Source organism: Rhodococcus sp. BP-261 (genome assembly GCF_019835205.1).
Lineage (GTDB): Bacteria > Actinomycetota > Actinomycetes > Mycobacteriales > Mycobacteriaceae > Rhodococcoides > Rhodococcoides kyotonensis_B.
Window position 1 is genome coordinate 124,540 of record NZ_JABUCO010000012.1, and the last position, 13,934, is coordinate 138,473.

The 13,934-nt window shown below is 66.7% G+C and carries 14 protein-coding genes and 1 tRNA gene; 6 read left to right on the top strand and 9 right to left on the bottom strand.

Going from position 1 to position 13,934, the window contains the following annotated elements; all coding sequences use genetic code 11:
- The first annotated feature begins 27 nt into the window (after positions 1-27).
- On the top strand, positions 28-753 hold the full coding sequence (locus HQ354_RS15100) for a hypothetical protein (RefSeq protein WP_068421017.1): 726 nt from the start codon (positions 28-30) through the stop codon (positions 751-753).
- On the opposite strand, the gene HQ354_RS15105 is transcribed toward HQ354_RS15100, so the two are convergent.
- The gene (locus HQ354_RS15105) at positions 750-1,511 is read right to left on the bottom strand and encodes a TetR/AcrR family transcriptional regulator (RefSeq protein WP_222635014.1); all 762 of its coding nucleotides are present in this window, start codon (positions 1,509-1,511) and stop codon (positions 750-752) included. The genes HQ354_RS15100 and HQ354_RS15105 overlap by 4 nt on opposite strands.
- Positions 1,512-1,611: 100 nt before the next feature.
- Between HQ354_RS15105 and HQ354_RS15110 the strand changes: the two genes are divergently transcribed.
- From HQ354_RS15110 to HQ354_RS15120, 3 genes are all read left to right on the top strand, one after another.
- Positions 1,612-1,693: transfer RNA gene (locus HQ354_RS15110), tRNA-Leu, on the top strand.
- Positions 1,694-1,751: 58 nt separating this feature from the next.
- Positions 1,752-2,159: a transcriptional regulator gene (locus tag HQ354_RS15115; protein ID WP_068421015.1), complete on the top strand. Its 408-nt coding sequence runs from the start codon at positions 1,752-1,754 to the stop codon at positions 2,157-2,159.
- Positions 2,156-2,506: a DUF3817 domain-containing protein gene (locus HQ354_RS15120; RefSeq protein WP_068421014.1), complete on the top strand. Its 351-nt coding sequence runs from the start codon at positions 2,156-2,158 to the stop codon at positions 2,504-2,506. Before HQ354_RS15115 ends, HQ354_RS15120 begins: the two co-directional genes overlap by 4 nt.
- 42 nt (positions 2,507-2,548) lie before the next feature.
- On the opposite strand, the gene rdgB is transcribed toward HQ354_RS15120, so the two are convergent.
- The 7 genes from rdgB to clpS all read right to left on the bottom strand — a co-directional run bounded on the left by rdgB (position 2,549) and on the right by clpS (position 7,634).
- Positions 2,549-3,160, bottom strand: coding sequence for an RdgB/HAM1 family non-canonical purine NTP pyrophosphatase (rdgB, locus tag HQ354_RS15125; RefSeq protein ID WP_222635013.1), 612 nt, complete (start codon positions 3,158-3,160; stop codon positions 2,549-2,551).
- The gene (gene rph / locus HQ354_RS15130; RefSeq protein ID WP_068421010.1) at positions 3,153-3,938 is read right to left on the bottom strand and encodes a ribonuclease PH; all 786 of its coding nucleotides are present in this window, start codon (positions 3,936-3,938) and stop codon (positions 3,153-3,155) included. Before rph ends, rdgB begins: the two co-directional genes overlap by 8 nt.
- An 84-nt stretch (positions 3,939-4,022) precedes the next feature.
- The gene (locus HQ354_RS15135) at positions 4,023-4,781 is read right to left on the bottom strand and encodes a cyclic nucleotide-degrading phosphodiesterase (RefSeq protein ID WP_174551340.1); all 759 of its coding nucleotides are present in this window, start codon (positions 4,779-4,781) and stop codon (positions 4,023-4,025) included.
- A 128-nt stretch (positions 4,782-4,909) separates the two neighbouring features.
- A complete protein-coding gene (locus tag HQ354_RS15140) occupies positions 4,910-5,527 on the bottom strand; it encodes a rhomboid family intramembrane serine protease (protein WP_068421007.1) in 618 nt (205 codons plus the stop codon).
- 67 nt (positions 5,528-5,594) lie between these two features.
- A complete protein-coding gene (locus HQ354_RS15145; protein ID WP_068421006.1) occupies positions 5,595-6,656 on the bottom strand; it encodes a P1 family peptidase in 1,062 nt (353 codons plus the stop codon).
- A 9-nt stretch (positions 6,657-6,665) separates the two neighbouring features.
- Positions 6,666-7,229, bottom strand: coding sequence for a DUF2017 domain-containing protein (locus tag HQ354_RS15150; protein ID WP_167678128.1), 564 nt, complete (start codon positions 7,227-7,229; stop codon positions 6,666-6,668).
- 54 nt (positions 7,230-7,283) lie between these two features.
- Complete coding sequence (clpS, locus tag HQ354_RS15155) at positions 7,284-7,634, bottom strand: ATP-dependent Clp protease adapter ClpS (RefSeq protein WP_174551339.1); 351 nt, start codon at positions 7,632-7,634, stop codon at positions 7,284-7,286.
- Here clpS and HQ354_RS15160 point away from each other — a divergent pair.
- Both HQ354_RS15160 and HQ354_RS15165 read left to right on the top strand, forming a co-directional pair.
- Entirely contained in the window at positions 7,600-9,036 is a 1,437-nt protein-coding gene (locus HQ354_RS15160) for a nicotinate phosphoribosyltransferase (RefSeq protein WP_261768822.1), read from the top strand. The genes clpS and HQ354_RS15160 overlap by 35 nt on opposite strands.
- 94 nt (positions 9,037-9,130) lie before the next feature.
- On the top strand, positions 9,131-11,182 hold the full coding sequence (locus HQ354_RS15165; protein ID WP_167678130.1) for an ATP-dependent DNA helicase: 2,052 nt from the start codon (positions 9,131-9,133) through the stop codon (positions 11,180-11,182).
- A gap of 94 nt (positions 11,183-11,276) precedes the next feature.
- Here the strand turns inward: HQ354_RS15165 and glgP are convergent, their stop codons facing one another.
- Positions 11,277-13,859 carry an alpha-glucan family phosphorylase gene (gene glgP / locus HQ354_RS15170; RefSeq protein ID WP_222635012.1) on the bottom strand — a complete coding sequence of 861 codons (2,583 nt, stop codon included), beginning with the start codon at positions 13,857-13,859 and terminating at the stop codon, positions 11,277-11,279.
- Positions 13,860-13,934 lie beyond the last annotated feature (75 nt).

Below are 13,934 nucleotides of genomic sequence, written 5' to 3' on the forward strand. Positions count from 1 at the left end.
CGCGCCACACAACCAACAGGGGGGTTCATGTATTCGCCAGTAACACATATCGATTCGCGTCGGAACGACTACCGGTCGGTGGTCGAGGCGGTCGCGTCACGCGTCGAGAAACTCGCGCCGCGCGCTACAACGCCGTTCTGGTTCCCGGGGTGGCCACAGGAGATCGAAGCGGCATTGCTCGACGCCGTCTATTCGGCTCGCGCCTCGTACGGCGGCGAGAACAGCGGGGTCCGTCGTGTCGTCGCGCAGTGGCGAGCGCATCGCGGGGGTGGGTCGCTGGACGATCTCGGCATGCTCGCCTCGTTTGTCGATGATCCGGATGCTCTCGCGAACATTCTCGGTAACCGCCAGCGCGTTGCGGGCAACGCGACGACGAAGGCCGAGGCAGCCGCACGCGCGGCGGCCGCATTGATCGCAGCAGGTGCGACGCGGACCGACGACCTCGTGGATCCGTGGGACGAACAGCGCGCCGAACAATACGACGAACAACACGACGCGTTCACCTCGATCACAGGCATCGGCACCAAGACCTGGGATTGCCTTCTGTTTCTCACCGGTCGACGCAGGCAACAGGATTTCGAGCTGCTGACGAGCTTCGTCTCGTCGGCCGTCGGCCACGACGTCGACGATTGCGCCATGCTGAAGCTGATCGGCGACGCCGCAGCAACGCTCGACACCGACGCGGCAAGCGTGGAACACGCCCTCTGGAGGGTGTTGCGCAGACCCGCACCCCGAAAGAAGGTGAGCGCCTAAGCGCGGTCGATCAACGCGGCTACACCGTCGAGAATTCGTTCGACTCCGAACTCGTACTCGTGGACGGGATCGCTCGCGGCGTCGTAGGACGTCGCCGCGGCGGTTCCGACACGAGACGCCAACGGATAACGGTCGTCGCCCATGACTCGTTCGAGCACCGGCGAGGTCGATTCCCACCACTGCGCGTCGGTCATGCCGGACTCCTCACGCACACGGTTGAACCGGGCGAGTGCTCGGGCGGTACCCGTCACGTGAGTGAGAACGAGGGCCAGCACCGAATCCATGTCGACGTCGGACAAACCGACGCCGTCGATGACGCGGAGCTCGGCCTCGTACTTCTCGATCGTGTGCGGTCCGAGAACGGCACGTGGCCCCTGAGCGTCGAGTAACCACGAATGACGTTGATAGAGAGTCCAATTGCGCTCGGCGACGAATCGAAGACCCTCGCGCCACCCCTCGGTTGCAGCCTTCGGTTCGTCGACCGTCGAATACAGCGAGCCGAGCGCGCTGTCGACCATGAGGTCGGTCAACTCGGCCTTTCCGGGGACGTGGGTGTAGAGCGACATCGCGCCCACACCGAGCGCGTCGGCAAGCCGACGCATGGAGACTGCGTCGAGTCCCTCGGCGTCGGCGAGTTCGATCGCCGCGGCAACGATCGAATCGACGGTCAGCCCGGACCGGCTCGGCTTCTCGTTCGTCCGCCACAACAGTTCGAGTGAACGCGCGGGATCGAACGCGGATTCCTTCTTGCTCACCACGTCTGCACAGTACGCCGTACGCCGACCGCGGCCGCCCCATCCCTCCGGCAACTGCACGTGCGTTCGCGCCGAGATGGCGTTGTAGACTTGCCGAGCACTCGCGCGAGTGGCGGAATTGGCAGACGCGCTGGATTTAGGTTCCAGTGTCTCAGGACGTGGGGGTTCAAGTCCCCCCTCGCGCACTTGTTGCTCTCGCCACCGAACTACCCGATGTAGTAGCCCCTCGGGTACCGTCGGGGTGTGGCAAAATCCCGCTCTCATCACCGGCCTGCACTGATCGTGTTGGTCGTCGTGTCGGCGTTGGGATGCCTTGCGCTCGGATGGTGGCAATGGGAACGCTTCGAATCGGTCGGTGGTGACGGCCAGAACCTCGGGTACGCCTTCCAGTGGCCGCTGTTCGCTGCGTTCGTCGTGTACGCCTACCGGCAGTTCGTCCGGCTGGAAGAGGACAAGGCCGACGACGACACCGTCGACGCGGCGGTCACCGAGGACGTCGTGCGTGAGATACCCGCCGACCTCCTTCCCCAGCGCCCGGCCCCCAGCGTCGAGTCCGACCCGAGCGACCCCGAGGCTCGCCAACTGCGCGAGTACAACAGCTATCTCGCGGAGCTCGATCGCTCCGAACGTCACGACAGGAGTACTACGTGAGCACGGCACCGGAGAAGTCCGCATCCACCGACAGGACCAAGAAGATCGCGTCGGCGCTGCTGCGTTACCGGGTTCTCGCCTACGTCACGGGCATCTGGCTGCTCGTGCTGACCGGCGAGATGGTCGCGAAGTACATTTTCAAGGTCGAGAATGTTCCGAGCTGGATCGCCGTCGTACACGGCTGGGTCTACCTCGTCTACCTCATCCTGACGATCGATCTCGCGATCAAGGTTCGGTGGGCGGCGCCGCGCACCATCGGCACGCTGCTCGCCGGCACCATTCCGTTCCTGTCGTTCTACGTGGAGCACATCCGCACCAAGCAGGTCAAGCGCGACTTCGGCGTCTGAACCTGTTGTCGCCGACGGTAATTCACCGTCGGCGACGGCGCATCACTTCGTCAGCGCCTGCAGTGCGGGTGCCAGCAATCGGAGCGCCCTACCGCGGTGCGACGCGGCGTCCTTCTCCTCGGGACCGAGCTCGGCTGCGGATCGGCCGTCGCCCTCGGGCACGAATACCGGGTCGTAGCCGAAACCGTTCTCCCCCAGCGGAGTTCGAGCGATCACGCCTCGCCACTCCCCTCGCACGACGCTCTCGTTACCCCCGGGAACCGCCAGGGCACACGCGGACACGAACCCCGCACCCCTGCGTTCGTCGGGCACATCCTGCAATTGAGCGAGCAGCAGAGCAGTGTTGGCGTCGTCGTCGCCGTGCGCCCCCGACCACCGCGCCGACAGCACCCCGGGCATCCCGTTCAGCGCATCCACTTCGATTCCGGAATCGTCTGCGACGCAGGGCATCCCGGTCGCCGCAGCACCGTCGCGGGCCTTGGCGAGCGCATTCTCCTCGAATGTCGCCCCGGTCTCGGGCGCCTCCGGGAACTCGGGCACCTCGTTCAATCCGACGAGTTCGATGCCGGAGATTCCCTCGGCGTCGAGAACGCGCCGCAACTCACGTAATTTCTTCGCGTTGCGGCTCGCGACGAGCAGCTTCACGTCAGGCACCGAATTTCTTCTTCGACGTCTCGGCGACGGGCTCGGGCAGAACACCGGGGTACGGCTCGGCCAGCGCGGCCTTCTGCACCTCGAAAAGCTTCTCGGTGCCCGCGAGTGCGGAGTCGAGCAGCTTGTCCAGCGTCGAACGCGGGAACGTCGCACCCTCGCCGGTGCCCTGGATCTCGACGAGCGTCCCGGTGTCCGTGGCGACGACGTTCATGTCGACCTCGGCGCGCGAATCCTCCTCGTAGGGGAGGTCGAGACGCACTCGCCCGTCGACGACACCGACGCTCACCGCGGCGATGGCACACGAGATCGGCTGCGGATCCGCGAGACGGCCCGCAGCACGCAGGTACGTCACGGCGTCGGACAGCGCGACGAACGCGCCGGTGATCGCGGCCGTGCGGGTACCACCGTCGGCCTGCAGAACGTCGCAGTCCAACGCGATCGTGTTCTCGCCGATGGCCGCGAGATCGATGCACGCGCGCAGCGAACGCCCCACGAGCCGCGAGATCTCCTGGGTGCGACCGCCGACCTTGCCTTTGACGGACTCGCGGCCGCTGCGCGTGTGAGTCGCGGCGGGCAGCATCGCGTACTCGGCGGTGAGCCAGCCGAGGCCCGAGCCCTTACGCCACCGCGGAACACCTTCCTCGACGCTGGCCGTGCACATCACTCTCGTGTTGCCGAATTCGACCAGCACCGAACCTGCAGGGTTGCTGGTGAAACCGCGGGTGATCTTGATGGGGCGGAGTTCGTCGTCCGCTCTTCCGTCTTCTCGTCTCGACACGCTTGCCACCCTAGCGATTGCTGCAACCTGGGTCATTCCGCAGGCTCCACTCCCGCCTGCCTGCCTGCCCGCCTGCCCGCCTGCCTAGACGGTGAAGACATCCCCCGGCAGGACGGCGTGCACCGGTCCGCTGAATTCCGCTTTCGCTTCCGCGATGACGTCCTCGCGCGACGTCCACGGCGGAATGTGTGTCAGCAGGAGCTCACCGACTCCCGCCTCACGCGCGAGCTGGCCTGCCTCGGTACCCGAGAGGTGCACTCCCACGGGACGATCTGCGGCATGCGTCCACGACGCCTCCGACAGCAGCACGTCCGCGCCCTGGGCGACGTCGCGCACCGCCTGACACATTCCGGTGTCGCCGGTGTAGGCAAGGATCTTTCCCTCGCCGGTGGTGATGCGCATTCCGTAGGACTCCGGCGGGTGGTACACCTGCCGGGTGTGGACGGTCAGTCGGCCGTGCTGGATGGTGCGCCCGTCGGCCCAACGGCGAAGATCCAGAGTGTCCGACATGTCGTCGATCTGGCCGCCGCACTCGGCGGATGCGACGCCGAGCCGGAACGCAGTGTCCTTCGGGCCGTAGACGACAGCGCGACCCTCGGGCGGATTCGGATGGTATCGACGCCACACGAGAAGACCAGGAACGTCGAGGCAATGATCTGCATGCAGATGCGACAGGAAAACGCTGACGTCGCCGGGATCTGCGTACCGCTGCAATGCGCCGAGAACGCCGGGGCCGAAGTCGAGAACCACCGGTGACGTTTCCGGTTCGTCGAGAAGATAGCCCGACGCCGGAGAGTCTGGTCCCGACACACTCCCGGAACATCCCAGGACGGTAATTCGCATGTCTGTCATGCTGCCACGACTTTGCCCGGCGCCGAAACGATCGGCGAGTTTTCACAGCGTGAATTCGACGCTTCGTTCTCGGGCGGCCACCACGATCGAACGTCCGTCCGCGACACCGTGGCTACGAGTCAGGACAAAGAGTTCTGCCTGCGTGCCTGACGTGCGTCCGCCGACAACGTCCACGCGGCAACCACTCCGCCGACGGCGCCGAACAAGTGCCCCTGCCACGAGACGAAGGCATCGGTCGGTAACACACCCCACAGGGCGCCGCCGTAGATGACGAAAACCACGACACCGATGGCGAGTTGACCGAGGTTACGGGCGAAGATGCCGCGCGTCAGCAGATAGGTGATCCACCCGAAGATCAGAATCGACGCACCGATGTGGTTGGTGCCCGCTCCCGCCGTCAACCACGTTCCGACGCCTCCGAGAACCCAGATGATGCCGGTGGCCGTGAGTCCACGACCGATTCCGGAGAGCAACACCAGAAACCCGAGGACGAGAACGGGCACGGTGTTCGCGATCAGATGCGTCCAGTCGTCGTGCAGCACAGGCGCGAACAGAATGCCCCACAGGCCGTCGACGGTGCGAGGGTTGATCCCCGCATCCTCGACACGACTTCCCGACGCGACATCGATCAGCTCGATGATCCACAGCAATACGACGAATCCGCCGACGACCATCGCGGCCTGTTGCCACACCGGGCGCTTCGGCGTCGGGGCAGGCAGATACGGGTTCGCGGTCATACGACGGGCCTTTCGTCCATGTCGACCAGGTCTCCGGTTCAGCCTACCGACGTGAGCCGCCTGCCGGTCAGGACTCGAACGCGGACGGGAAGATCTGACGGTACGTCGGGATACCGGCGATCGTCGTCGCGTCGAGCAACGCACGCACGATGGCACGTTCGACGACGTCGGCGGCAACCGCCGTGACCGCGTCGAGCACCGGCAGATCCTGCATGAACGCCGTCGGCATCGACGTCTCGCTGACCACCGACCTGGTCCCGGTCGACAACGCGAAGATCGTGTCACCGTCCAGCGGCGAGTGAGCCGGCCTGATCGCACGGGCGAGCCCGTCGTGCGCGGCGACTGCGACGCGTTTGCACGCCGACGCCGACAGATCCACGTCGGTTGCAACGACGCCGATCGTCGTGTTGAGTGCGGTTCCCTTCGGTGCGAGAGCGTTCGCGTTCCACAGCTCGTGCACGTCGGGCTTGCGCATGCCGAATGCCTTGGCCCCCTGCGAACCGACTCCCCAGGGCAATCCGGTGCGCGGGTCGAACACCGAGCCGACCGGATTGGTGACGATCAGCGCACCGACGGTGACGCCGTCCGCCGGCCCACCCTCGACGACGATACTCGCCGTGCCCACGCCGCCCTTGAGTACGCCGGCGCGTGCGCCGGTGCCCGCGCCGACCGAGCCGGTGGCGAAATCCTCCGCGGCAGCCGCGGCGGCCCGATAGCCGAACTCGGCCGTCGGTCGAACGGCCCAGTCCCCCACCGGAAGATCGAAGACGACGGCCGCAGGAACGATGGGCACGACTTGGTCGGGACTGCCCATCGCGATGCCGTGACCGTGCTCCTCCAGCCACCGCATGACACCGTCGGCCGCGGCGAGTCCGTACGCACTGCCTCCGGTCAGCAACACCGAGTTGACTTGCTGCACAGAATGACTCGGATCGAGCAGATCGGTTTCACGAGTTCCTGGTCCGCCGCCACGCACGTCGACCGCGGCCACCGCGCCTCCCAGCGCGCGCACGACGGTACACCCTGTTGCCGCCCCCGAGCCGAGCTGCGCGTCGGGATCGATCTCGTGATGGTGCCCGACGAGCAGGCCGGCGACGTCGGTCAGTGAATCCTTCGGGCCTGCCCCCAAGAGGTGCTCCTACGGAGTGAGGACCTGCACCAGAGAATCCTGCATCCAGGTCAGCCAGTGGTACACGTCGAGGTGCGGAGCTCGCGGATCGCCCTCGTCGAGAACTTCCGGGGTGTCGGCGTCGATACCCAGAGTCGTTCCGAGGGCCAATCGTACGTCGTTGAGTCCCATCAGCCACGCGTCTGCTTGCTCGGGTGTCAGCGCGATCTTCCCGCCGTCGGCAGGCAGGGTGCGGAGTATGACGGCTCCCGCGGCGAGCTTCTCGTCGATGATCTCCGGCTCGTGCAGGCCACGCAACGCACCGTTGAGATCGGCGGTGTCGGCGGATTCGTCGTCGCCGCGGTGGAAATCGGGCAGCAGACGTGCGAGCGCCGCGTCGTCGGGCGGCGTGCTGTGCCCGGTGCGCAGACCGGTCAGCTGCGCGAGTTCGTCGGTCGGTGCGTTCTTGGAACGTTCGCTCAACAACCCGAGGACGGATTCGACGAGCGAGCGCAGCACGGTTGCCTCGCGCGCATCCATCTCCGAACGAATCTTGAGTCCGCCGAGTGAATTCTTCCTACTCCACGTGCGCACAGCTGTTGGAACCCCGTCTCTGGTGCATCGAAGGAATCCGCGTTCGGATTCGCGCTACTTGTCCTGCTGCATCGTCGCCCAGAGACCTGCCGCGTGGAGCCTGCGCACGTCGTTCTCCATCTTGTCGCGTTCACCGCTCGACACGACTGCCTTGCCCTCGGAGTGCACCTGCATCATGAGCTCGGTGGCCTTGGCTTTGCTGTAGCCGAACAGCTTCTGGAAGATGAAGGTGACGTAGTGCATCAGGTTCACCGGGTCGTCCCAGACGATGGTCACCCAGGGCACATCCTGCGCCTCGTCCCTCGCCACGGCCTCGGTCTCGGCGGGTACCGCCTGGGGTGAAGCGGCCAGCGTCGGCGATGCGCCCACCCTGCCCACGGTCACTCGTGCCGTCGATGAAGCCATGGGAACAGCGTACGACGCGATGCACGAAGTACACACCCTCACCCCCGCGCCTCGTACTGTTGTCCCTGTGTCTCAACCCTCGACGGACGAATCCGACAATACGGGCACGGTGCGTAGTACCGCGCTGTTCACCGACCAGTACGAGCTGACGATGCTGTCGGCGGCCCTCGCCGACGGTTCGGCGAATACGCCGTGCAGCTTCGAAGTCTTCGCGAGGCGCCTGCCCGGTGGCCGCCGCTACGGCGTCGTTGCCGGAACGGGCCGGTTTCTGAGTGCGCTGAGTCGCTTCCGATTCGGCGAGGAGGAACTCGACACCGTGTCGTCGTTCCTCGATCGCACGACACTGGACTGGCTGTCGTCCTACCGCTTCACCGGCGACATCGACGGCTACCGCGAAGGCGATCTCTACTTCCCCGGCTCACCCGTGCTGTCCGTGCGCGGAACCTTCGCCGAGTGCGTCGTACTCGAAACGCTCGCACTGTCGATCCTCAATCACGACAGCGCCATCGCCTCAGCGGCCGCGCGCATGGTCACCTCCGCCGGAGACCGACCGCTCATCGAGATGGGATCGCGGCGCACCCACGAGGAGGCGGCCGTCGCGTCGTCGCGGGCGGCGTATCTTGCCGGCTTCTCCGCGACGTCGAACCTCGAAGCCGTTCGTCGACACGGCGTTCCGGGGGCAGGTACGTCGGCGCACGCGTTCACGTTGCTGCACACCGGCCCCGACGGACCCGACGAGAAGGCCGCGTTCGCAGCCCAGGTCCGCACCCTCGGGGTCGGCACGACGCTGTTGGTCGACACCTACGACATCACGCAGGGCGTCGCCAACGCCATCGCCGTCGCAGGACCCGAACTCGGCGGCGTCCGCATCGACTCCGGTGATCTCGGCGTCCTCGCCCGTCAGGTGCGCCAGCAACTCGACGATCTCGGGGCGACCCGTACGAAGATCGTCGTCTCCGGCGACCTCGACGAGTACGCCATCGCAGCCCTGCGCGCCGAACCCGTCGACAGCTACGGCGTCGGAACCTCCCTCGTGACGGGTTCTGGCGCGCCCACCGCGGGCATGGTCTACAAGCTCGTCGCGGTCGACGACCGTCCCGTCGCCAAGCGCAGCAGCCACAAGGAATCACGCGGGGGTAGAAAGGCCGCCACGCGCACGACCCGCGACACGGGCACCGCCGTCGAAGAGATCGTGCATCCACTCGGCAGCGCGCCGACCGTCGACGCCGGATTGACGGCCGTCGAACTGAGCGTGCCGATGGTGCGCGGCGGTGAACTCGTCGCGGACCGGCCCACGCTGAAGGAGTCTCGCGAACTGCTGGCCGGACGTCTCGTCAGCCTGCCGTGGGAGGGCTTGAAGCTGTCGCAGGGAGAACCGGCGCTGCCGACGCGGTTCGTCTGATGCGCTTCGCGCCCGTGCGTGCATAGTTGGGCCAGGGTCCAACTATGCACGCACGGGCGGCGCAGCCGCACTCGTGGGGCAGTAGTCTGCTCCGGTGCCGTCTTCGACCGAACTCCCCACCGTGCCCGCATTGCTGAAGACCGCGGTGCACGCGCTGGGAGGCAAGGAGCGGACCAACCAGCTGACGATGGCGTCGGCCGTCGCGCATTCCATCGACACCGGGCAACATCTCGCGGTGCAGGCAGGCACGGGCACGGGCAAGTCGCTCGCGTATCTGGTGCCGAGCATTCGACACGCGGTCGAGTCGGGACGCACCGTCGTGGTCTCGACGGCGACGATCGCGCTGCAGCGTCAGCTCGTCGACCGCGACCTCCCCCGGCTCGCCGACGCGTTGAAGGACGCCGTCGGACGCCGGCCGAGGTTCGCGATCCTCAAGGGCCGCAACAACTATCTGTGCATGAACAAGATTCACACCGGCGCGTCCGAGGAAGCACCGGAAGCCGAACTGTTCGACGCGTTCGCCGTGTCGCGGCTCGGCCGTGAAGTCGTCCGGTTGACCGAGTGGTCGTCGAACACCGACACCGGGGACCGTGACGATCTGACTCCGGGCGTCAGCGACCAAGCGTGGCGGCAGGTCAGCGTCAGCGCACGCGAATGCCTCGGCAAATCCCGGTGTCCGGTCGGCGAGGACTGCTTCGCCGAACGCGCCCGCGCCGAGGCGTCGCAGGTCGATGTGGTCGTCACGAATCACGCGCTTCTGGCCATCGACGCCATCACCGGCATCCAGATACTCCCCGAGCACGACGTCGTGGTCATCGACGAGGCACACGAACTCGTCGACCGTGTCACCGGAGTCGCCACGTCCGAACTGTCCGCCTCTACCATCACCGCCGCGGCCCGCCGCAGCAACAAGCTGATCGAGGAAGAGATCGTCGACGCGCTCGAGGGGGCTGCCGAGAACTGGGCTGCCGTACTCGAGGACATGCCACCCGGACGGTGGGCGGCGCTGCCGGAGGGCGTCGACGCAGCGCTCGCATCGATTCGCGACTCGGCGTGGGCAGTGCGGACGGCGATCGGCCCGAGCCGCGGTGGACAGGCCACGATGGATCCCGAGGCAGCCGCGGCTCGCAACGCGGCACTGGTGGCCGTCGACGAGGTGCACGACAGCGCCGTGCGCGTACTCACCGCATTCGACGAGCCGGATCCGGCCAAGCGCAAGGACGTCGTCTGGCACGCGGTCGACGACTTTCGCGGGTCGGTCAAACGGACCGTGCGCATGGCGCCGCTGTCCGTGGGCGGGTTGTTGCGCAGCCGCCTGTTCGCGGAATCCACCGTCGTCCTGACGTCGGCGACGCTCACCGTCGGCGGTTCCTTCGACGGCCTGGCCGTCAACTGGGGGCTACCCGCCGAGAACTCCGGACGCAGCGACACGGCGACGGCGACGGGCACCGAGGCGCCGTCGGACACGGGGTCGATCCATTGGAACTCACTCGACGTCGGCTCTCCGTTCGACCACGCGAAAGCCGGAATTCTATATGTGGCGCAACATCTTTCGCCACCCGGGCGTGACGGCCTGTCACCGCAGTACCTCGACGAGATCGAACAACTCGTCACCGCAGCCGGTGGCCGGACGCTCGGGCTGTTCTCGTCGATGCGCGCGGCGAAAGCAGCAGCCGAGGAGATGCGCGAACGCCTCGACACCCCGGTGCTGTGTCAGGGCGACGACTCGACGGGCGCGCTCGTGAAGAAGTTCGCGGACGACGAAGCCACGTCGCTGTTCGGCACGCTGTCGCTCTGGCAGGGCGTCGACGTGCCCGGTCCGTCACTGAGCCTGGTCATCCTCGACCGCATTCCGTTCCCGCGGCCCGACGACCCCCTGCTCGTGGCGCGGCAGCAAGCCGTCCAATCCCGTGGCGGCAACGGCTTTCTCGCGGTCGCCGCGAATCATGCCGCATTGCTGCTCGCCCAGGGTGTGGGTCGACTGCTGCGCAGCGTCGACGACCGAGGCGTCGTCGCGATGCTCGATTCACGCCTCGTCACCGCCCGCTACGGCGGTTACCTCAGGGCCTCGCTCCCACCGTTCTGGGAGACGTCGGACCCCGAGGTGGTGCGCAGGGCTCTGACCCGGCTGGCCCAAAGCCGTTGATGCCGGGAGTGGAGCCTGCAGGAACGACCCATCAGGAAAGGCCCGTCAGGGCCGGGAGTGGAGCCTGCAGGAACGACCCATCAGGAACGGCCCGTCAGGGCCGAGCCGAATTCACGAGGCCGAGTTCGGAGTCGCTCGCCAGTAGCTCATGGTGCGGCAGAACCCGGACGGTGTAGCCGACGGCACCACTCAGTGGCAGCTCGGTGTCGACCGTGAAGGCCTCGCCGAGCGCATCGGTACCGGTGTGCACCATCTCCACGTACCGTACGTCGGTGAGTTCGTCCTCGGCGTCGACGCAGCCGATCGCGGCCTGCACCACGACGTCCGACGGCTCGAGCGCGCCGAGCCGGACGTACGCTCGCAGAGTGAGTTTCGCACCGATCACCGGCGTGTCCGGCAGCCCCTCGCTGTCCACCTGAACGACGTCGACCGCATCCCATTCCGCTTCCAGGCGACGACGGTATGCCGCAACGTCTTTCGCACCCACGTGCCCGTCGGCGTCGACGGTGCGCGCCGCACGCGCGGCAGGTCCGTAGTACCCGAGCGTGTAGTCGCGCACCATACGCGAGGCCAACACCTGCGGTCCGAGATGTTCCAGCGTGTGACGCACCATCTCGATCCACCGCGTCGGGATGCCGTCGGTACGGTCGTAGAACTTCGGCAACACCGACTGCTCGAGCAGTTCGTACAGCGCGGCGGCTTCGAGGTCGTCGCGACGGTTCTCGTCGGTGACGCCGTCGGCAGTCGGTATGGCCCAACCGTTCTCGCCGTCGTACATCTCGTCCCACCACCCGTCGCGGATGGACAGGTTCAGCCCACCGTTGAGCGCGGACTTCATCCCCGACGTGCCGCACGCCTCGAGCGGACGCAGCGGGTTGTTGAGCCAGACGTCGCATCCCCAGTACAGGAACTTGGCCATCGACATGTCGTAGTCCGGCAGGAACACGATGCGATGACGAACGTCGTGCTGGTCGGCGAAGCGGACGATCTGTTGGATGAGAGCCTTGCCGCCGTCGTCGGCCGGGTGCGACTTGCCGGCCACGACGAGCTGAACCGGGCGGTCGGGGTCGAGAAGCAACCGGCGCAGCCGCTCGGGCTCGCGCAGCATGAGCGTCAGCCGCTTGTAGGTCGGCACCCGTCGGGCGAAGCCGACCGTCAACACATCGGGATCGAAAACACCTGCGGTCCAGCCTATTTCGGCCTCGGTCGATCCTCGTTCGAGCGCCGAACGGCGGACGCGTCGACGCACCTCGTCGACGAGCTGAGCGCGCAACGCATTCCGCGTGTTCCACAGCGTTGCCGACGACACGTTCTCGAGCTGTTCCCAGCCGCGCGCCTCCTGCAGGGCTTGCTCCCCGACCGTCTCCTGCGCGAGTTCGAGCCATTCCCGCGCGGCCCACGTCGGCGCATGGACACCGTTGGTGACCGAACCGATCGGCACCTCGACAGCGTCGAATCCGCGCCACAGATCGTTGAACATCTCGCGGCTGACGATGCCGTGCAGCTTCGACACACCGTTGGCGCGCTGGCCGAGCCGCAGCCCCATGTGCGCCATGTTGAAGACCGAACGGTCCGCCTCGGCGCCCAGCGCGAGAATGCGATCCATCGGCAGCCCGGGCAGCAGAGCCGACTCCGCGCTGCCGTCGTCGCTGCCGAAATAGTGACGCACGAGGTCGGCCGGGAACCGGTCGATGCCGGCCGGGACGGGAGTATGCGTCGTGAACACGGTCCCTGCCCGCACCGACGCCAGCGCCGCGTCGAAATCGAGCCCTCCACCGGTGACGAGTTCGCGGATGCGTTCGGCACCGAGGAAGCCTGCGTGTCCCTCGTTCATGTGGAACACCTCGGGATCGGGCAGCCCGTGTGCGTTCGTGTAGGCGCGGATAGCGCGCACGCCGCCGATCCCGGCGAGAATCTCCTGCTTGATGCGGTGGTCCTGGTCGCCGCCGTACAGACGGTCGGTCACTCCTCGCAACTCCGGGTCGTTGTCGGCGATGTCGGAGTCGAGCAGCAGCAGCGGGACTCGGCCGACCTGGGCGATCCAGACTCGCGCCCGGAGCACGCGTCCACCCGGCATCGATACGTGGATCAGAACCGGCGCATCCGACGCATCGGTCAGCAATCGCAAGGGCAGCCCCTGCGGATCGAGCGACGGATACCGCTCGGCCTGCCAACCGTCCGCCGTCAGGGATTGACGGAAATATCCCGAGCGATACAGCAGACCGACACCGATGAGCGGAAGGCCGAGATCCGACGCAGCCTTGAGATGATCACCCGCAAGGATGCCGAGTCCACCCGAATAATTGGGCAGCACTTCGCTGACGCCGAACTCCATGGAGAAGTAGCCGATACTCGACGGCATCGACGCGTCGGACTGCTGCAGTTTCTGATACCAGAGCGGACGCGAGAGGTAGTCACGCAAGTCGGCGTCCAATGCACCGAGTCGCTCGACGAACTCCGCGTCCGACGCCAGTTCCTCCAGCCTCGACGGTCCGACGGCACCCAGCAGCCCGACGGGATCGCGATCCAGCTCGGACCACAGCTTCGGGTCGATGTCCTCGAACAGCCGCTGCGTCGGCGGGTGCCATGACCAGCGAAGGTTTGTCGACAACTCGGCCAGGGCATTCAGGCGCTCGGGCAGGTGGGCTCGGACAGTGAACCGACGCAAAGCTTTCACGGGTCGAACCCTACCCACCCCGAGGCGACCGTGCACCGACTTGTCGACGCCTCTTTGCACGGTCGGCCTGTCCGT

Coding starts and splice junctions, on each gene's coding strand:
- HQ354_RS15135 (WP_174551340.1), bottom strand. CDS start 4,781: ATGCGAATTACCGTCCTGGGATGTTCCGGGAGTGTGTCGGGACCAGAC.
- HQ354_RS15140 (WP_068421007.1), bottom strand. CDS start 5,527: ATGACCGCGAACCCGTATCTGCCTGCCCCGACGCCGAAGCGCCCGGTG.
- clpS (WP_174551339.1), bottom strand. CDS start 7,634: ATGGCTTCATCGACGGCACGAGTGACCGTGGGCAGGGTGGGCGCATCG.
- HQ354_RS15100 (WP_068421017.1), top strand. CDS start 28: ATGTATTCGCCAGTAACACATATCGATTCGCGTCGGAACGACTACCGG.